Source organism: Streptomyces sp. NPDC059866 (assembly GCF_042731325.1).
GTDB lineage: Bacteria > Actinomycetota > Actinomycetes > Streptomycetales > Streptomycetaceae > Streptomyces > Streptomyces flavusporus.
Genome location: NZ_JBHWJT010000007.1, coordinates 269,184 through 286,487 on the forward strand (window position 1 = coordinate 269,184; position 17,304 = coordinate 286,487).

Sequence of the window (17,304 nt, forward strand, 5' to 3'; positions counted from 1 at the left end):
CTCACGCTCTCCTCAAGGGGGTTACTGGCCGGCGAGGCCCGTGTGGGCGACGCCCGCCACGATCTGCCGCTGGAAGAAGACGAAGACGACGATCAGGGGCAGGCCCGCCATCAGGCCGCCGGCCATGAGCTGGGCCCACTGGATGCCGTAGGAGTTCATGACGGTCGCGATGCCGTTCGGCATGGTCATCAGGTCGGGGTTGTTGGTGACCATGTACGGCCAGAGGAAGTTGTTCCACGACGCGATGAAGGTGAAGATGCCGACCGCTGCCAGGGAGGGGCGGGCGAGCGGGACGACGATGGTGAAGAAGACGCGCCAGCGGCCCGCGCCGTCGATGAACGCGGCCTCCTCCAGTTCGCGCGGGATGCCCTGGAAGAACTTGTAGAGGATGTAGACCATCGCGGCGGGCGCGCACTGCGGCAGGATCATGCCCCAGTACGTGTCGACCATCCCCATCTGCTGGACCGTGGTGAACAGGGGGACGCCGAGGACCGCCGGGGAGACCATCAGGCCTGCCATGACGACGCCCAGCAGGACGTTCTTTCCGCGGAACTCGGTGCGGGCGAAGCCGTATCCGGCGAGTGCGCTCACGATCAGCACCACCGTCGTCACACACACCGAGACGACCAGCGAGTTCACGAACCAGTTGGTGATGTTGCCGGTCTCGAAGATCGCCGACCAGGCCTGGCCCGTCCACTCCTTCGGCAGCCAGTGCGGCGGCACCTCGACGGCTTCGGTCTCCGCCTTGAGCGAGGTGAACAGCGCCCACGCGAGCGGGGCGAGGAACACCACGGAGACGGCCACGCCCAGGAGGGTGAGCACGATCTGACTGGGTGTCCAGGACGACCTGCGGGGCTTGACGCGGATTTCTGCGGCGGTGCTCATCGGCCGCCCTCCTCACGGTTGCGCAGCAGCCACATCCGCGCGAGGGCGACGGCCGCGATGATCACGAAGAAGATGATGGAGATCGCTGAGGCGTAGCCCACGCGGTAGCTGGTGAAGCCCTCTTCGAGGGCGAACTGGACGAAGGTGCGGGTCGATTCCTCCGGTCCTGGCGTGAAGTCCATCATCACGACTGCCTGGTCGAAGACCTGGAGCGAGGCGAGGATCTGCAGGGCGATCACGAGCCCGGTGATGTTGCGCAGCATCGGCAGGGTGATGTGCACCATGCGGTGCCAGGCGTTCGCGCCGTCCAGCTTCGCGGCCTCGTAGAGGTGCTCGGGGATGCCCTGGAGCGCGGCGAGGTAGAGCAGGAAGCTGAAGCCGACCGTCCACCACAGGGTCGTGATGACGATGGCGAGCATCGCGTACGACTTGTCGGTCAGCCAGGGCGTCTCGATGCCGAAGACGTGGTTGATCATGCCTGTGCCGGGGTTGAACAGCCACTGCCACAGGTTGCCCGCGACGGTGGAGGGCAGCAGGAACGGGGCGAAGAAGCACAGCCGCCACAGCCACTTGCCGCGCTCGATGTGGTGGGCGAGCATCGCCAGGAGGAAGGCGAGGACCGTGATGCAGGGCACGACCAGGAGCGTGAAGTACGCGCTGTGGCCGAGGGCGTCCCACATCAGTGGGTCCTGCAGGGCCTCGCGGTAGTTGTCGAGGCCGATGAAACGCGCGCCGTCGCCGGAGATGTTGGCGTCCGTGAAGCTGAGGTAGATGCCGCGCAGCAGCGGCCAGATCACGAAGAGCGCGAACAGGGCGAGGAACGGGGCGACGAACCAGCCGCCGTGCTGGAAGCCCTGCTTGCGGCGGACGGTGGCGCTCAGCGCGGCGGTCTTCGCGCGCGCTGGTGCGAGGACGGTCTCTGTACTGGCGGTCGTCATGCGACGGCACCTCCCTGCGCGGCGGTCTTGCCGTCCATGGGGTTCTTCATGCCGAGCAGTTCGGTGAGCGCGCCCTTCATCCGGCGGGCGACGGCCTCCGGCTTGGCGGAGCCCATCGTCGAGGAGACGATGATGGGACCGATGCGCTGGGCGAGGATGCCGGTGGAGCCCGCGAACCACACCTTCGGCTCGGTGGCCTGGTGGTCCATCGCGGAGACGTACTCGCTCTGCGGGTTCAGCTCCTTGTAGGCGGCCGTGGACAGGGTCGGCGTGTAGGCGGGGATGTGGCCGCCGGCCGCCCACTGCTGGGCGTGCTGGACGATGTAGGCGGCCAGTCGGTGGGCGCCCTCGTTGGCGGCGCCGCCGCGGTCGGACTGGTGCGGCAGGACGAAGGCGTGCGACTCGGCGTGGGTGGCCTGCCTGCCGAAGACGGGCGGCAGCGGGGTGGCACCGTAGTCGACCTTCGCGCTGTCGAAGACCGGCACCGACCAGTTGCCCTCCCAGGCGAAGGGGGCGCCGTTGAGGAACTGTTCGGCGCCGGCGGTGCCCCCGAAGCCCGGGTTGGCGTATCCGTCGGTGATGTGCCGGCGCAGGAACTCCAGGACCTGGGTGGCCTTCTCGGTGTCGAAGGCGACCTCGGTGTTGGCGGCGTTGAACCAGGTGCCGCCGAGCTGGGTGTAGAAGGCGACGAAGAACCACCACTGGAAGTTCTGGTCGTTGTGCCAGAAGCCGATGGTCTGCAGCCCCTTCTTGGTGGCCTTCTTGGCCTCCTTGAGCACGTCGAACCACTCGCCGGTCGACGTCACGGGCACGATCCGGCCGTCGCCGTCGAGCAGGCCCGCCTTCTTCAGTACGTCCTTGCGGTAGAAGCAGAGCTGGACGTGGATGTCGAGCGGGAGGGCGTAGAGCTTGCCGTCGATGACGGCGCGCTTCCACAGGTCGGGGTTGAAGTCCGCTTCCCGTACGCCGTACTTGGCGAGCAGGTCCACGTCCCAGGGGTCCAGGAGGCGGCCGGGCGAGAAGCCGGTGACCCGGCCCAGGTGCATGACGCCGAGGTCGGGTGCGCGGTTGCCGGCGGCCGCCATGGCGAGCTTGGTGTAGAAGGGGTTGCCCCACTGGAGGGTGGAGTCCTTCACGTCGATGCCGGGGTTCTCCTTACGGAAGGCGTCCAGCATCGCGATCATGTTGGCGCCGTCGCCGCCGCTGAAGAGGTTCCAGTAGCGCACCCGGGTGTCCGCGCCGGAGGCGAGCGCGTCGGCTCCGGTCCCGAGGGCGGCGAAGCCGAAGCTGCCCGCGACCGTCAGTCCGCCTGCCGCGGCCAGAAGTTGCCTGCGATTCAGGCCAGGTTGTCCCATGCCCTGCCCTTACTGTTCGATATTTCGAAATACGCTCGTAACTTCGAACGGGACCGTAAAATCGAAGCGCTTGCGCGTCAATGGGTTGGACAGGACTTTCGGTCGGCGCCGGTCGTTTCGGGGTGGACTACGGTCGCCGTATCACATGACGCGGACAGTTCCGAGCGCGTAACCTCGGACAAGCTGCCGAACGGCGGTGAGAAGGGGGTCCGATGGGCATCGCGGGCGCGCCGGCGCTGGATCCCGCCGCGTTCGTCGGCGAGCTGTACGGCTCCTTCATCTGGATCCCGACGGCGATCCTGGTCGCCGCTCTCGCCATCAAGCTGCCGACCATCATCCGGCTCTGGAAGGACCCACTGCTGCGCGCGGTCGGCGGGCTGCTGCTGCTCGCCTGCTGTGTGTTCGTGTTCGTGGCGCCGGCCACGATCGCCTGGGTCAACCGGATCACGGGCGTCCCCAACATCTCCGCGCCCTGGGTGTACTCGCTGCTCACCGCGTTCTGCGGATCCTGCCTGCTGCTGATCATCGCCTGGCGCAACGGCCTGTCCGACCGGTCGGCCTCGACGCGCCGCGCCATGCGGTGGGTCATCACCCTGTACTCGGGCGTGATCGTCGCGCTGTGGGTGCTGTTCGCCCTCGCGGACGCCCCGGTGGAACGGGTACGGGACCTGGACACGTACTACGCCAACACACCGTTCATGCGCGAGATGACGGTGCTCTATCTGGTCGCGCACTGTGTCGCCGTCCTGATCACCTCCAAGCTGATCTGGAACTGGGTCCGCACCGACGGACTCGACGCCTGGCTGCGCTGGGGTCTGATCTCCCTCGGGGCCGGCTATGCGATGAACCTGATATTCGACGCGGCCAAGTTCACCGCCGTGGCGGCCCGTTGGAGCGGGCACGACCTCGACTGGCTCAACACCGGCGTCGCACCGCCGATCGCCTGTCTGTCCGCCATCCTGATCGCGGTCGGCTTCATCCTGCCGCACAGCGGCCAGTATCTGCACGACCGCTGGCGGGTCCGGCTCGCCCACCATGAACTGCGGCCCCTGTACCTGCTGATGCGCTCCGTGAACGGCCCCGGCGTGCCCTTCGTGCTGCACTCCACCCAGGAACTGCGTCTGATCCGCCGGGAGACGTTCATCCGCGACGTGCTGCTGCCGCTGGCCCGGCACATCGAAGCGGACCAGCAGCGCAGAGCGTACGACGCGGCGCTCGCCCTCGGCCTCGACCCCGGCCCGGCGAAGGCCTACGCCGCCGCCGTGACGATCCAGGACGCCGTCGACGCCAGACGGCGCTCCCCGGACACCACCGGCACCGGCGACCAGGACACCACGGATCTGCTCCAGGAGATCTACGCCGTGTCCCGCGCCCTGCGCCGCCCCGACGTCCTCGCGGCGGTACGCGCCCGCACGGCCACCCCCGCACGGAGCGTGCCCGTCCATGAGTGACCCCACCGCCCTCGAGACGCTGAACGACGAGACAACCCCGGGGAAGAATGGTGCGTAAGAAGAAGGAGATGCGCCGGCTCGCCGACGCCCTCATCGCCCAGATCCGGGTTCCCGTCCCGGCCGACCCCGAGGCTCTGCTGGCCGCACTCGTCGCATCCGTCAGTGAGTGGCGGGGCCGCGAAGTCGTCCTGCACCGGGAGGTCTTCCCGCCCCACACCGCCAGCGGGCTGTGGCTGAACCGTGAGACGCGGGACGACATCGTCGTCGACAAGCGGGCTGCCGTATGGCACCAGATCGTGATCTTCTGTCACGAGGTGTGGCACATGAGCCGGGAGCAGTCGGAGACGTCGCATGCCACAGCCGCCGACGGGCCCGCCGCGCTGCGGACCGACTTCTGCCTCGCCGACGAGCAGGAGGCCGACCGGTTCGGCATGCTGATGGGCCAGCGGCTGCGCGCCTTGATAGAAACACCGCCGGACCCCGCTCCCCCTGCCGACGGCGGCGCCGACCCGCAGGGGCTGGCCGGCCGGATAGGAGCCGCACTCAACTACCGCGGGAACCGCAGATGAGCGGCCTCGTCAACTACATCAGCTGCGGTGTGCTGTGGCTCGGCCTGGCGGTGAAGGCGCCGGACCTGATCCGCCACCGGCAGGACCCCTACCTGCGCGCGATCTGCGCGGTCCTGGGCCTGGCCGGCCTGTGCTTCTTCCTCGGGGCACCACCCACGGTGGGGGCGATCAACCACGTCAGCGGCATCCCCAACCTCGCCGCGCCGATGACGTACGCGGCGATCACCGCGTACAGCGCCGCCTCCCAGGTGCTGATCGTGTGCTGGCGGGGCGGGCCGCAGGTTGCGGTGACCGCGCGCCGCTGGATTTTCGCCTATGCGCTCGTCGTCATCGGCATCGCCGTGTCGTTCGCCCTGGGTGACGCCCCCGTGGAGCGCCGCACCGACCTGGACACCTACTACGCGACGACGCCGTTCATCGCCGAGATGATCGTGCTGTACCTGGTCGGACACCTCACCGCCGTCAGCGTCACCACGGTTTCCTCGCTGCGCTGGGCCCGCCAGGTGCACGGCTGGCTGCGGGCCGGCCTGGTCACCCTGGGCGTGGGCACGCTGTGCGCGTCGGGGTACAGCCTGTGCAAGCTGACCGCCGTCATCGGCCGCTGGTTCGGGCAGGACTGGACCGCACTCGACACCAACGTCTCCCTCGCGGCGGCCGGCCTGGGCGCGTTCGTCGTCTCCGCCGGCATCCTGATCCCGCTGGCCGGGCCCCGGCTGACGCGGTGGCTGCTGTCCTGGCGGACGTATGCGCGCCTAGCCCCGCTGGAGCGCGAACTGGACGACGTCCTCACCCGCCGCTCGCTGCGGCTGGCCCGGCCGCGCTGGGCCTCCCCCACCACCCGGCTCATGTGGCGCCAGACCAGCATCCACAACGCGCTGAGCTATCTGGACGCGTTCTACGACCGGGTCCTGTACGACCGTACGCTCGACGCCGAACTGCGGGCGACGGGCGACCCGGAGCGGGCCGAGGCCACCGCGTGGGCTTCGGTCATCGCCGCGGCCACCCGGGAGGAACGTGACAGCGTCGCCGTATCAGCGGACGAGGCGGACCGGCTGCCGGTCGAGGTGCCCGGCCCGGCAGCCCTCGTGCCCATCGCCGAGGCACTGGCGGGTTCCCCGGCCGTCGCCGCCGCCCGGGTCAGCAGCAGGGCGACCACGAGGGGGCGGGCATGAGCCTCGTCGTGTATCTGGCGGCCGGCCTGCTGGGGCTGTCCTTCGCCGTGCTGTTCCGGCGGCCGCGCACCGCCGTACGCAACCCGCTGACCGTGTCCACGTGCGTGGCCATCGCACTCGGCGCGCTCGTCTTCGTCTGCTCGGCACCGCTGACCCTGGGCGCCGTCAACGACCTGACCGGCATCACGAACTTCGGTGCACCGCTGACGTACGGACTGCTCTCCGCGTACAGCTGCTCCCTGGTCATCCTGCTGATCCACTGGCGGGGCGGCCCCCGCGAGCGGATCCGGCGCATGGTCGCCCGCAGTGTCACCGCCTACGCCGCGCTGATCGTCGCCATCGTCGTGATGTTCGTGCTCGCCGACGCGGACACCGAGCGGCTGTCCGACCTCGACACGTACTACGCCAACACACCGTTCATGCGCGAGATGACGGTGCTCTACCTGGTCGGGCACAGCGTCGCGACCGTGGTGATGTGCGCGCTGTGCCTGAAGTGGATGCGCGAGGTCACCGGGCTGCTCAGGACCGGCCTGCAGCTGATCATGACCGGCGCGGCGCTGGACGTGCTGGGGTTCCAGCTGACCAAGTACACGGCCGTGGTGGCGCGTTGGGCGGGCGGGGACCTCGACTTCCTGTCCACGTCCGTCGCCCCGCCGATGGCCTCGCTCGCCGCGCTGGTCTGTTCCGCGGGCTTCGTGCTGCCGAGGCTGCTGCCGCCGGCCGTCGCCCACTGGCGCTGTCTGGGCGACTACCGCAGGCTCGGCCCGCTGTGGTCGCGGGTGCGGTTCGTGTCCACCGCGCCGAAGTCGCCCAGCAGTTGGTGGCAACTGCCTCGGGAGCGGCTGCACTGGCGGGAGGTGTCCATCCACGACGCGCTGCTGGCACTGGCCCCCTACTTCGACGACCGGGTGCGTGAGCGGGCCCGGGACGCCACCCTGCGTGAGAACCGCTGCGCGCACGAGGCCCGCGTGGTCGCGGAGGCCGCGATGGTCGACGACGCCGCGCGCCGTGCCGCCGCCGGAGAGCAGCCCCTCGACCGGCCGAGCACTTATCGGCTCTACGCCACCGAAGTCTCCGACCCGAGCGGGCTGGTGGAGCTGGCGCAGGTCCTGACGCGCTCGCCGGTGGTCGCCATGCGTGAAGGTACGGTGAGCACCTCGCATGGCTTGAACCATGGCTGAATCCAAGGAGTCCCATGTCGCGTAGAGCTGTTGTCATCGGTGCCGGCCTGGCCGGCATGCTGGCCGCGGCGGCGTTGTCCACCGTCGTGGACGAGGTGATCGTGCTGGAACGCGACGACCTGCCCGAGGGCCCGGAACACCGCAAGGGACTCCCGCAGGGGCGCCACGCCCACCTCCTGATGGCCGGGGGTATGGCCGCCATGGAGGAGCTGGTGCCGGGCACCCGGCTGCGCAAGGACCTGCTCGCCGCGGGCGCCCACGAGATATCCCTCGGCCGGGGCATGGTGGCCCTCACGCCCGAGGGCTGGCTCCGGCGCTGGCGGCACGAGGGGCCCCAGATGATCACGTGCACGCGGGCGCTGCTGGACTGGACGGTGCGCGAGGCGGTCGTCGCCGGGACCCCGGTCGAGATCCGTAAGGGGCAGGTCCTCGAACTCATCGGCAGCGACAGGCGTGTTCACGGTGTCCGTGTGTCAACACCCGACGGTGACACGGACCTTGACGCCGCGCTCGTCGTCGAGGCGAGCGGACGGGGGACACGTGTCATCAAGTGGCTGGATCTGCTGGGCATTTCCGGCATCAGGGAGACATCCGTCGACTCCGGTCTCGTCAACGCCACCCGCATCTACCGCACACCGCCGGGCGCCGAGGGGTTCCCGCTCACGATGGTGCAGGCCGACCCCTACGCGTCCCGGCCGGGCCGCAGCGGGATGGTCCTGCCCATCGAGGGCGACCGCTGGATGGTCAGCCTCGCCGGCACCCGGGGTGGCGAGCCGCCCGCCGACCCCGACGGCTTCCTCCAGTACACCCTCGACCTGCCCGACCCCATCGTGGGCCGGCTGATCTCCGGCGCCGAACCACTCACCGACGTCCACATCGGGCGCAGCACCAGCAACGTCCGACGGTATCTGGAGAAGACCCGGCAGTGGCCCGAGGGCTTCGTCGTTCTCGGTGACGCGGTGGCCGCCTTCAACCCGGCCTACGGGCAGGGCATGTCGGTGGCCGCGCTCGGCGCCCAGCTCCTCGCCCGCGAGCTACGGCGCGACGGCCCGGCCGCACCCGGACTGGCCCGCCGCGTGCAGCGCGCTGCCGCCGGGACGGTGGACGCGGCGTGGACCCTGGCCGTCAGCCAGGACGTCTGGTACCCGGGAACACGCGGCGGCCGACCCGGCACCGCGGACCGGCTGGCCGCCGGGTACACCCGCCGACTGACAAGAGCGGCCACCGGCTCCTACGCGGCGGCCTCCGCCCTGTGGGACGTGACCAGCCTGGCCGCCGGCCCGACCCGCCTCTTCCGCCCGAACGCCCTCCTGGCCGCCCTCACGGGTCCGCCTCTGCCCGCTCCTGCGGGACCGCCGCTGACGGCGAAGGAGCGGGAGGTTCTGCGGGGGTTGGATCGGACGGGGTGGTAGGCGGGTCGCTGATCGGACGGGGGCGGGTCGCGCAGGCCGGCGTTGGGGGGTGCCTCCCCCAGAGGGGGAGGCACGACTGCCCGCGGCTGGTGCTAACCCGTGAACGCCGGTTGCGGCAACCCTTTCCCCACGCCCCGCACCACCAGCAGCGATCCGGCCACCGGGTGCGGGGCGTCCAGCCCCACTCGGGCGGTCGTGATGTAGAGGTCGGACAGGTCGGGTCCGCCGAAGGCGCACGCGGTGACCCGCGGGGTGGGAAGGGTGATCACCCGGTCCAGCTCGCCCCTCGGCGTGTAGCGGCGGACCGCTCCGCCGTCCCACAGCGCCACCCACACGCAGCCGTCGGCGTCGACGGTGAGGCCGTCGGGGAAACCGGCACCCTCCTCGATCTCGACGAAGGGGCGCCGGCCGAAGACGCGTCCGCTCTCGAAGTCGAAGACGTCGACGCGGCGGGTCGGTGAGTCGATGTAGTACATCAACCGTCCGTCGGGGCTCCACCCCGTGCCGTTGCTCACGGCCACGTCGTCGAGGACGACGTCCACCGAGCCGTCACCGGTGATCCGGGACAGGGTGCCGCCGCCGGGAGCCTCGTCGTAGCGCATCGTGCCCGCCCACAGGGTGCCGTCGGGGGCGACGGCGGCGTCGTTGGCGCGGCGGCCGGGGACGGGGTCGCGGTGGAGCCAGCGGAAGGAGCCGTCCGGGTCGAGGAGGCCGACTCCGTCGCGGAGGTTGAGGACCAGGCCGCCGTTGGTGCGGGGCTTGGCCGCGCCGACGTGCTGCGGGGTCGAGCGGGCCGTGCGGACGCCCGAGGAGGGGTCGTAGGTGTTCAGCCGGGAGCCGAGGATGTCGATCCAGATCAGGCGTCCGGTCGCCGGGTCCCACGTCGGGCCCTCGCCGAGCGTCGCCTCTGCGCGTACCGCCACCTCGTACGTCATGCCACGCTCCGGTGGCCGAGGCGTTCGGAGAGTTCCGCGGCGCCCTTGACGGCGAGCTGCTCCAGTTCGGCGCGGCGCTCGTCGCTCCAGCGGATCATGGGCACGGAGATGGACAGCGCGGCCACCACCTTGCCGGTGCGGTCGCGCACCGGGGCGGCCACGCAGCTGACGTCCGGGTTGGACTCGCGGCTCTCCACGGCGATCTGCCGCTGCCGGATCCCGGCGAGGGCCTCGCGCAGGGCGGCCGGGTCGGTGATGCTGTTCGGCGTCATCGCGACCAGGTCGGCGTCGTCCGGGATGCGTGCGGTCAGCTCCGGCTCGGGCAGCGAGGCCAGCAGCATCTTGCCGACGGACGTGCAGTGGGCGGGGAGGCGACGTCCCGCCGCCGACACCATGCGCACCGCGTGGGTGGAGTCGACCTTGGCGATGTAGATGACGTCGGTGCCCTCGAGGATGGCCACGTGCACGGTCTCGTCGCACGTCTCGGCGACGGACCGGGCGACCTGCTGGCCCTCGGCGGCGAGGTCGAGCTGTTCGGCGTAGCGGCTGCCGAGCTGGTACGGGCGTACGCCCAGCCGGTAGCGGCCCGGCTGGCCGGGCACCTGGACGATGTACGACCTGGCGGCGAGGGTGGTGACCAGTTCGTGCACGGTGGTGCGCGGAAGCTGTAGCTTGCGCACGATGTCGGGGGCGGAGAGTGTGCCGTCCCCGTCGAGGAAGAGCTCCAGGATGTCGAGAGCCCGGGTCACGGCAGGTACGAGGCGTCCCACGACCGGCCCCCTCCCTTGTTTCTGAGACTTGCGTCTGCGGCTGCGTTCGAAATTTCAACTGTCGATCGGAATGACGAACACAGGCTACTCATGGAGTGTTTGCCTGGGCAATGGGCCTGCAGCGGCCGGATGGACAGGTGGTCGCGCGCTCAGGGCTCGCGCAGATGCCCGAACGCCGTGCGCAGCAGCTCGTCCGCCAGGGCCGGCGTGCGCTCCTCCTCCGGCAGGGCGGTGTACGCGAAGAGGGCGGAGCGCATCGCGCCGACGGCGGCCCGGGCCAGTACGGCCGCCCGCAGCGGCGTGGCCGCGTCGGGGTCGTGCTCGGCGAGCCGCTCCCGCAGGGCCTCGGCGAGACCGTCCTCGAACTGGCTGAGCACCGGCAGGAACTGGCGTACCGGCTGACCGGGGAAGCGCTGCGGCGGCCCGCTGAACATCAGGCCGGGGCCGCCGTCGGCGATGAGGTCGAGGGCGGCGCCCAGGACGGCGGCGTACGGGTCCTCGTCGGCGGGGCGGGCGGCCACCTGGGCCTGCACGACCGGGATGAGGTCCAGGACCTCGTCGAGGACCAGGTCCTCCTTGGAGGGGAAGTAGCGGAAGAAGGTCCGCTCGGTGACCCCGGCGGCCGCCGCGATGTCCCGCACGGTGGTCTGCGCATATCCGCGTTCCTCGAACATGCGGTGGGCGGCCTCCTGGAGGGCCTTGCGCGTTGCCGCCTTGTGCGCCTCGCGACGCCCACGCGGCGCCGCGGAGGGGGTGTCGAGGGTTGCCATGTGAGGAGTATCGCAGGCGGAAAACCGACGGTACAGAATCTGTCAGTCATGACACCTTCGCTATGCTGTCAGTCATGACACTTTTTCGGAGGGGGCATGTGTTCCGCGGGCGGGTGTCCCGCAGAGCCCGCCTGATCACCCTGGGCGTGACCGGCGCGGTGCTGGCCGCCGGAGGTGTCGCGGAGGCGGTGGCACGTCACCAGGCGGCCGACCGGCTCGCGAACCGTATGGAGCGCCGACTGCACACCGGGCTGGACGTGGGCTTCGGACCGACGCCGGTGATGCTGCAACTGGCCCGCGGGTCCTTCTCCCATGTGGAGGTCTCCGGTGAGGGCGCGACGTTCCGCCGGTTCTCCGGAGTCGACCTGCACGCCGAACTGGCCGATGTGGTCCGCACCGGCGACGGACTGTCGGTGGCCGACACCCGGGTGAGCGCCGAGCTGACGGACGCCGCGCTCGCCGACGCCGTCGCCACGATGACCGGGGGCGCACTGGGCGCCGCGGCGGTGACCACCGATCCGGAGAGCGGCGAACTGGTCGTGCAGGCCGGGCCGGCCGGGCGGATCTCCATCGGTTTCCGGCCGGTCCTCGAGAAGGAGGGCATCCGGTTCGAACGCACCACGGTGCGCATCGGCGAGCGCATCGTTCCCGACGCCCTCGCCGGCCAGCTGCTCGGGGACACCCCGCAGGAGCTGGACCTGTCCGGACTGCCCCTCGACCTGGAGCCGGAGCGGCTCGCCGTCACCGCCGACGGACTGCGCCTGGAACTGGCGGGAGGCAGCACGACCGTGAAGGCCTGACCCGCTCCGCCCGACCGACGCCCCGGCCCACCGACACCCGTCCGTTTTCGGACCCCCACCGCACAAGCCACTACTGCACGAGGAGCATCTCCGTGGCGACATGGCTCTACCGGCTCGGTCTCGGCGCCTACCGCCGACGGCGGCTCGTCCTGGCGGCCTGGCTGGCCGTACTGGCGGGCGCCGTCTGCGCGCTGGTCGTCGTGGGCGGCAAGCTCGACAACGAGTTCACCATTCCCGGCTCCGAATCCCAGCAGGCGCAGGACACGATGGCCGAGGACTTCCCGGCGGCCGCGGGCACCAGCGCCCAGATCGTGTTCACCGCGCCCGACGGCGCGAAGGTCACCGATCCGCAGGCCGCCCAGGGCATCCAGCGGACGCTGACCGCCGCGCAGGACGCCCCGCAGGTCGCCGCCGTGATCCCGCCCGACAAGGCCGGCACCGTGACCCCCGACGGGCGCACCGCGCTCGCCCAGGTCAACTACGACGTCAGCCGCTCCGACCTGGACGACGGCACGCTCGACTCACTGGAGGAGACCACCAGGGCCGCCGAGGAGGCGGGGCTGGAGGTCTCCGTCGGCGGTCAGGCTTATGGCAACGGCGTGCTCACCCCGAGCGTCCTCGAACTGCTCGGCGTGGTGGTCGCGTTGGCCGTGCTCGCCATCACCTTCGGCTCGCTGCTCGCCGCCGGGATGCCGCTGCTGACCGCCTTCGTCGGCGTCGGCACCGGGCTCGCCGGGCTGCTGGCGGTGTCCTCGGGTGTGACGGTGTCGTCGACCGCGCTGAGCCTCGCGCTGATGCTCGGTCTTGCGGTGGGCATCGACTACGCGCTCTTCGTGCTGTCCCGGCACCGGACGCAGCTGGCCCAGGGAATGGAGCCGCGCGAGTCGGCGGGACGGGCGGTCGGTACGGCGGGCAGTGCGGTGGTCTTCGCCGGGACGACGGTCGTCATCGCGCTGGTCGGGCTGCTCGTGGTGCGTATCCCGTTCCTGACGGTGATGGGTCTGAGTGCGGCGGCGACGGTGCTCATCGCCGTGCTGGTCGCGGTGACACTGCTGCCGGCGCTGTTCGGCCTCGCGGGGGCACGGCTCGCGCCCCGGCCGGGGTCACGGGCCGCGCGGCGGGCGACTGTCGCCGCGGGGGAGGTTCCCGCGAGGGGTACGGAAAAAGCCACGGAGGAGGCCCCGGAAGAAGCCACGGAGGAGGCCGCAGCAAAGGCTTCCGTCATGGGGCAGCGCTGGGCCCGGCTCGTCACCCGGCGCCCCCTGCTCGTCGTCGTCGGCACCGTCGCCGCCCTGGTGACCCTGGCGCTGCCCGCCGCCGATCTGCGGCTGGCGCTGCCCGACAACGGCACGGCGGCGCACGGGACGTCGCAGCGCGAGACGTACGACACCGTCGACGAGGCGTTCGGTCCCGGCTTCAACGGTCCGCTGCTGGTGCTCGCCGAGGCGGACACCCAGGGGCAGGCCGGGCAGCAGCAGGCGGCCGCGGTGGCCGGACGGCTGCAGGAGCTGCCGGGCGTGGTCAAGGTCGGTCAGCCGCAGTACGCGCCGGAGTCCGGGCGGGCGGTGATCCAGGTCGTACCGGAGGGCGGACCGCAGGACGAGTCCACGCAGGACCTGGTGGACGCCATCCGCGGCGACGCGTCCGTCATCGAGCGGGAGACCGGCGCCGCCGTGTCCGTCACCGGCACCACGGCGATCGGCATCGACGTCTCCGACCGGCTGAGCGCGTCACTGCTGCCGTTCGCGGCCGTCGTCGTCGGGCTCTGTCTGATTCTTCTGCTGCTGGTCTTCCGCTCGCTGGTCGTGCCGGTCAAGGCAACCGTCGGGTTCCTGCTGTCGGTGGCGGCGTCCTTCGGTGCGGTCGTGGCGGTGTTCCAGTGGGGCTGGCTCGCCGACGCGCTGGGGGTGGCCCGGACCGGTCCCGTCGTCAGCTTCCTGCCGATCGTGCTGATGGCCGTGCTCTTCGGACTGGCGATGGACTACGAGGTCTTCCTGGTGTCCAGCATGCGCGAGGAGTGGGTGCGCACCGGCCGGGCCAGGGACGCGGTGATCGACGGGGCCGGGCACGCCTCGCGGGTGGTGACGGCGGCGGCGCTCATCATGTTCTTCGTCTTCGCCAGCTTCGTGACGACGGAGGACGCCATCGTCAAACCCATCGCGTTCTCCCTGGCGTTCGGTGTGCTGGTGGACGCCTTCGTCGTACGGATGACCCTGGTGCCGGCGGTGCTGGCGATGGTGGGACGCGGCGCCTGGTGGCTGCCGCGCGGGCTGGACCGGCTGCTGCCCGACCTGGACATCGAGGGCGCCCGGCTGCACGAGCCGGCCCGGGCGGAACCCGCACGGCCGCTGACCGAAATCAACGCAAGTTCTGGCTGAATTACCTCCGGCTCGATTCCGGACACCGATACCCAACAGAAAAACACAGCGCCGGCCTGCCTCTCGGGTTCACCGAGAGGCAGGCTGGCGTTTTTCAGCCGCTAATTGTTACTGACAAGGAAATTAACCGCGGAATATTTGATTCCGCCGGAAGTCCTGTGTTTGACTGAGGGCACCGAATCGACATCCGGTTCGAGCGGGGGAGAGCAGACCACTCTTTCTTTCATCTTCCGTGCGCCGTTTCGGCGTATCTCCATATGGACGGTCTGGCCTGCGCAAAGGCGCCCGGGTCGGATTCCATCAGCACGCACGATTCCCTCTCTCCCGCCGTCGGCCCGACGCGGCCGTTTCCGCTGCCCAAAAGCAAAGGGATCACGCATGCACCTCGAAGAGAAAATCGCCCCTGCCCGCCGGGGGCTGCGTGCCGCCGCACGCCCCGTCATCACCGGCTCCTCGCATTCTTTTCCGAGCACCCGGAGCAGCCAGGACGACCTGTGGCAGGAATTTTTCCTGGACCACTACGACGGTTTTCCGCTGGCCCGCAGGATATTCGAGAATTCCGGAATCAGCTCCCGCTCCACGGCCGTGGACCCGCGCGCCGAGAAGGAAGTGTCCGGCTGGAGCACCGGACAGCGCATGGAGCGCTACATCGAGGAGGCCGTGCCCCTCGGCAAGCGCACCGTCGCCGACGCCCTGGAGTCCGCGGGCCTGGCCCCGTCGGACGTGGGCCTGCTGGCCGTGGCCTCCTGTACCGGCTACACCACGCCCGGCCTCGACCTGAGGCTCGCGGACGAGCTGGGCATGTCCAGCAAGGTCCAGCGGCTGTTCATCGGCCACATGGGCTGCTACGCGGCCGTCCCGTCGCTGGGCGCCGTCTCCGACTTCGTCGCCTCGCGCGGCCGGCCGGCGGTGCTGCTGTGTCTGGAGCTGACCTCGCTGCACGTCCAGCCGCCCACCCGGGACATCGAACAGATCGTGGCGCACGCGCTGTTCGCCGACGCCGCCGCGGCCGTCGTCCTCGAGCCCGACGCCGACAGCGGCTACGAGGTCATCGACGTGGTCGCCGTCACCGACCACAGCACCGCCGACCACATGAGCTGGCAGATCACCGACCTCGGCTTCAAGATGGGCCTCTCGCCGAAGGTCCCCGACGTGCTCGCCCAGCACGTCGGCGAGGTGGTCCGCGACCAGTTGCTCGCCCCGCACGGCCTCACGCCCGAGGAGGTCACCGGCTGGGCCGTGCACCCGGGCGGCAAGCGCATCCTCGAGGTCGTCGGCGAGCGCCTCGAGCTGCCCGCCGGCGCGCTGGACGCCTCGTACGGCGTCCTCGACGAGTGCGGCAACTGCTCCTCGCCCACCGTCCTGATGGTCCTCCAGCGACTGCCCCGCACCGACGGCCCGGTGGTCGCCATGGCCTTCGGCCCCGGCCTCACGCTGTACGCGGCCCTGCTGCGCCGGTCCTGACACCGGCCGGGCCCGCCCCACGGCCCCACACCGTCGGCCCGCCCGAAGCACCTTCCAGCACGACCCCACGGACACCGCCCAAGGACGCACGGAAGGAACAGCTGCGCCATGCCCAACCCGACCTCACCGGGCCAGGTCTTCGTCACCGGCACCGGCCGCTGCGGCTCGACTCTGGTCTCCGAGCTGCTGCGCGAGCACCCGCAGGTCCTCAGCCTGTCGGAGCTCTTCAACCACCTCACGGACATGTACCGGATCACCGCCCGGGTCTTCCCCGAAGGCCCCTTAACGGCCGCGGAGTTCTGGGACGTCCTGTCCTCCCGCAACACCGTCAACCGACTCCTGACCGCCCACGGGCTGGCCCCCAGGGAAGTCCTCTACAAGCCCTCGCCCACCAGCCGCTTCCAGGCCGGCACCGGCATCCCGGCCGTCCTGCTGACCACCCTCCCCCACCTCACCGACACCCCCGACGAGCTGTACGGCGAACTCGAAGCAGCCGTCGCCGAGTTCCCGGACGCCGGTGCCGGCGAGCACTACCACCGCCTGTTCGCCTGGCTGTGCGCCCGCTTCGGCAAGACCCTGTGGGCCGAGCGCAGCGGCGGCTCGCTGATCCTCGCCGGGCAGTTCCGCGAGCACTTCCCCGACGCCCGCTATCTGCACATCGTGCGCGACGGCCGGGACACCGCGCTCTCCATGAGCCGCCACACCGGCTTCCGTATGGCCGCGGTGGTGATGGCGCTGCACCTCACCCTCGGCCACGACCCGTACGCCGAGGAGCAGTCCGCCGGCACCGAACGCGATCTCGGGTTCGTACCGGACGAGCTGCTGCCGTTCCTGCCGGATCGTTTCGACGCCGACGCCGTGCGCGACTACCGGCTCCCGGTGTCGCTGTTCGGCACGTACTGGGCGGACGAGATGAAGCGCGGCATGGAGGCGATGTCCGCGCTGCCGCAGGAGAACGTGCTGCACATCTGGTACGAGGACCTGCTGGCCGCGCCCGAGGAGTCCCTGCACCGCATCGGTGAGTTCCTCGGCGCGGACTTCGTGGACACCGACTGGGAGCGGCGGTGCGCGGCCAAGGTGGGCGCGCCCTCGTCGTCCTGGCGGGACCTGCCCGACGCCGAGCGCGAGGAGCTGGAGCAGGCGTGCGCCGCCGGGTTCTCCGTGCTCGCCGCGCACGGTGTCGTCCCGATGGCCGGTACGGCGGCAAGGAGCGGCGCATGAGGA

15 protein-coding genes are annotated in these 17,304 nt (G+C 70.7%); 9 read left to right on the forward strand and 6 right to left on the reverse strand.

What is annotated here, in order from left to right:
• Positions 1-21 precede the first annotated feature (21 nt).
• Genes ACFV7R_RS13560 through ACFV7R_RS13570 form a run of 3 tightly spaced genes read right to left on the reverse strand, consistent with a single transcriptional unit; the run spans position 22 to position 3,178 of the window.
• Entirely contained in the window at positions 22-885 is an 864-nt protein-coding gene (locus ACFV7R_RS13560; protein ID WP_385263253.1) for a carbohydrate ABC transporter permease, read from the reverse strand.
• Positions 882-1,823: a carbohydrate ABC transporter permease gene (locus ACFV7R_RS13565; protein WP_385263255.1), complete on the reverse strand. Its 942-nt coding sequence runs from the start codon at positions 1,821-1,823 to the stop codon at positions 882-884. The genes ACFV7R_RS13560 and ACFV7R_RS13565 overlap by 4 nt, the downstream gene beginning before the upstream one ends.
• A complete protein-coding gene (locus tag ACFV7R_RS13570; protein ID WP_385263257.1) occupies positions 1,820-3,178 on the reverse strand; it encodes an extracellular solute-binding protein in 1,359 nt (452 codons plus the stop codon). The genes ACFV7R_RS13565 and ACFV7R_RS13570 overlap by 4 nt, the downstream gene beginning before the upstream one ends.
• 212 nt (positions 3,179-3,390) lie before the next feature.
• On the opposite strand from ACFV7R_RS13570, the gene ACFV7R_RS13575 reads away from it, so the two are divergent.
• Genes ACFV7R_RS13575 through ACFV7R_RS13595 form a run of 5 tightly spaced genes read left to right on the forward strand, consistent with a single transcriptional unit; the run spans position 3,391 to position 8,963 of the window.
• On the forward strand, positions 3,391-4,629 hold the full coding sequence (locus ACFV7R_RS13575) for an MAB_1171c family putative transporter (RefSeq protein ID WP_385263259.1): 1,239 nt from the start codon (positions 3,391-3,393) through the stop codon (positions 4,627-4,629).
• Positions 4,630-4,679: 50 nt separating this feature from the next.
• A complete protein-coding gene (locus tag ACFV7R_RS13580; RefSeq protein ID WP_385263374.1) occupies positions 4,680-5,198 on the forward strand; it encodes a toxin in 519 nt (172 codons plus the stop codon).
• The gene (locus ACFV7R_RS13585) at positions 5,195-6,370 is read left to right on the forward strand and encodes an MAB_1171c family putative transporter (RefSeq protein WP_385263261.1); all 1,176 of its coding nucleotides are present in this window, start codon (positions 5,195-5,197) and stop codon (positions 6,368-6,370) included. The genes ACFV7R_RS13580 and ACFV7R_RS13585 overlap by 4 nt, the downstream gene beginning before the upstream one ends.
• Positions 6,367-7,551 (forward strand): MAB_1171c family putative transporter, encoded by a 1,185-nt coding sequence (locus ACFV7R_RS13590; protein WP_385263262.1) that lies wholly within the window; start codon positions 6,367-6,369, stop codon positions 7,549-7,551. Before ACFV7R_RS13585 ends, ACFV7R_RS13590 begins: the two co-directional genes overlap by 4 nt.
• A gap of 14 nt (positions 7,552-7,565) precedes the next feature.
• The gene (locus ACFV7R_RS13595; protein ID WP_385263264.1) at positions 7,566-8,963 is read left to right on the forward strand and encodes an NAD(P)/FAD-dependent oxidoreductase; all 1,398 of its coding nucleotides are present in this window, start codon (positions 7,566-7,568) and stop codon (positions 8,961-8,963) included.
• A gap of 92 nt (positions 8,964-9,055) precedes the next feature.
• Here the strand turns inward: ACFV7R_RS13595 and ACFV7R_RS13600 are convergent, their stop codons facing one another.
• The 3 genes from ACFV7R_RS13600 to ACFV7R_RS13610 all read right to left on the reverse strand — a co-directional run bounded on the left by ACFV7R_RS13600 (position 9,056) and on the right by ACFV7R_RS13610 (position 11,438).
• Positions 9,056-9,898 (reverse strand): SMP-30/gluconolactonase/LRE family protein, encoded by an 843-nt coding sequence (locus tag ACFV7R_RS13600; RefSeq protein WP_385263266.1) that lies wholly within the window; start codon positions 9,896-9,898, stop codon positions 9,056-9,058.
• The gene (locus tag ACFV7R_RS13605; protein WP_129800929.1) at positions 9,895-10,668 is read right to left on the reverse strand and encodes an IclR family transcriptional regulator; all 774 of its coding nucleotides are present in this window, start codon (positions 10,666-10,668) and stop codon (positions 9,895-9,897) included. Before ACFV7R_RS13605 ends, ACFV7R_RS13600 begins: the two co-directional genes overlap by 4 nt.
• Before the next feature lie 149 nt (positions 10,669-10,817).
• Positions 10,818-11,438 (reverse strand): TetR family transcriptional regulator, encoded by a 621-nt coding sequence (locus tag ACFV7R_RS13610; RefSeq protein ID WP_385263267.1) that lies wholly within the window; start codon positions 11,436-11,438, stop codon positions 10,818-10,820.
• 74 nt (positions 11,439-11,512) lie between these two features.
• On the opposite strand from ACFV7R_RS13610, the gene ACFV7R_RS13615 reads away from it, so the two are divergent.
• The 4 genes from ACFV7R_RS13615 (at position 11,513) to ACFV7R_RS13630 (ending at position 17,301) form a co-directional block, all read left to right on the forward strand.
• Positions 11,513-12,238, forward strand: coding sequence for a DUF2993 domain-containing protein (locus tag ACFV7R_RS13615; protein WP_385263269.1), 726 nt, complete (start codon positions 11,513-11,515; stop codon positions 12,236-12,238).
• Between the two features lie 92 nt (positions 12,239-12,330).
• On the forward strand, positions 12,331-14,616 hold the full coding sequence (locus ACFV7R_RS13620) for an MMPL family transporter (RefSeq protein WP_385263270.1): 2,286 nt from the start codon (positions 12,331-12,333) through the stop codon (positions 14,614-14,616).
• A gap of 378 nt (positions 14,617-14,994) precedes the next feature.
• A complete protein-coding gene (locus ACFV7R_RS13625; RefSeq protein WP_385263272.1) occupies positions 14,995-16,080 on the forward strand; it encodes a type III polyketide synthase in 1,086 nt (361 codons plus the stop codon).
• 108 nt (positions 16,081-16,188) lie between these two features.
• On the forward strand, positions 16,189-17,301 hold the full coding sequence (locus ACFV7R_RS13630; RefSeq protein WP_385263274.1) for a sulfotransferase family protein: 1,113 nt from the start codon (positions 16,189-16,191) through the stop codon (positions 17,299-17,301).
• Positions 17,302-17,304 lie beyond the last annotated feature (3 nt).

What these genes read in the sequence shown, in the direction of transcription:
- ACFV7R_RS13560 (WP_385263253.1), bottom strand. Translation starts at nt 885, where the DNA reads ATGAGCACCGCCGCAGAAATCCGCGTCAAGCCCCGCAGGTCGTCCTGG.
- ACFV7R_RS13565 (WP_385263255.1), bottom strand. Translation starts at nt 1,823, where the DNA reads ATGACGACCGCCAGTACAGAGACCGTCCTCGCACCAGCGCGCGCGAAG.
- ACFV7R_RS13570 (WP_385263257.1), bottom strand. Translation starts at nt 3,178, where the DNA reads ATGGGACAACCTGGCCTGAATCGCAGGCAACTTCTGGCCGCGGCAGGC.
- ACFV7R_RS13575 (WP_385263259.1), top strand. Translation starts at nt 3,391, where the DNA reads ATGGGCATCGCGGGCGCGCCGGCGCTGGATCCCGCCGCGTTCGTCGGC.
- ACFV7R_RS13585 (WP_385263261.1), top strand. Translation starts at nt 5,195, where the DNA reads ATGAGCGGCCTCGTCAACTACATCAGCTGCGGTGTGCTGTGGCTCGGC.
- ACFV7R_RS13590 (WP_385263262.1), top strand. Translation starts at nt 6,367, where the DNA reads ATGAGCCTCGTCGTGTATCTGGCGGCCGGCCTGCTGGGGCTGTCCTTC.
- ACFV7R_RS13595 (WP_385263264.1), top strand. Translation starts at nt 7,566, where the DNA reads ATGTCGCGTAGAGCTGTTGTCATCGGTGCCGGCCTGGCCGGCATGCTG.
- ACFV7R_RS13600 (WP_385263266.1), bottom strand. Translation starts at nt 9,898, where the DNA reads ATGACGTACGAGGTGGCGGTACGCGCAGAGGCGACGCTCGGCGAGGGC.
- ACFV7R_RS13610 (WP_385263267.1), bottom strand. Translation starts at nt 11,438, where the DNA reads ATGGCAACCCTCGACACCCCCTCCGCGGCGCCGCGTGGGCGTCGCGAG.
- ACFV7R_RS13615 (WP_385263269.1), top strand. Translation starts at nt 11,513, where the DNA reads ATGACACTTTTTCGGAGGGGGCATGTGTTCCGCGGGCGGGTGTCCCGC.
- ACFV7R_RS13625 (WP_385263272.1), top strand. Translation starts at nt 14,995, where the DNA reads ATGCACCTCGAAGAGAAAATCGCCCCTGCCCGCCGGGGGCTGCGTGCC.
- ACFV7R_RS13630 (WP_385263274.1), top strand. Translation starts at nt 16,189, where the DNA reads ATGCCCAACCCGACCTCACCGGGCCAGGTCTTCGTCACCGGCACCGGC.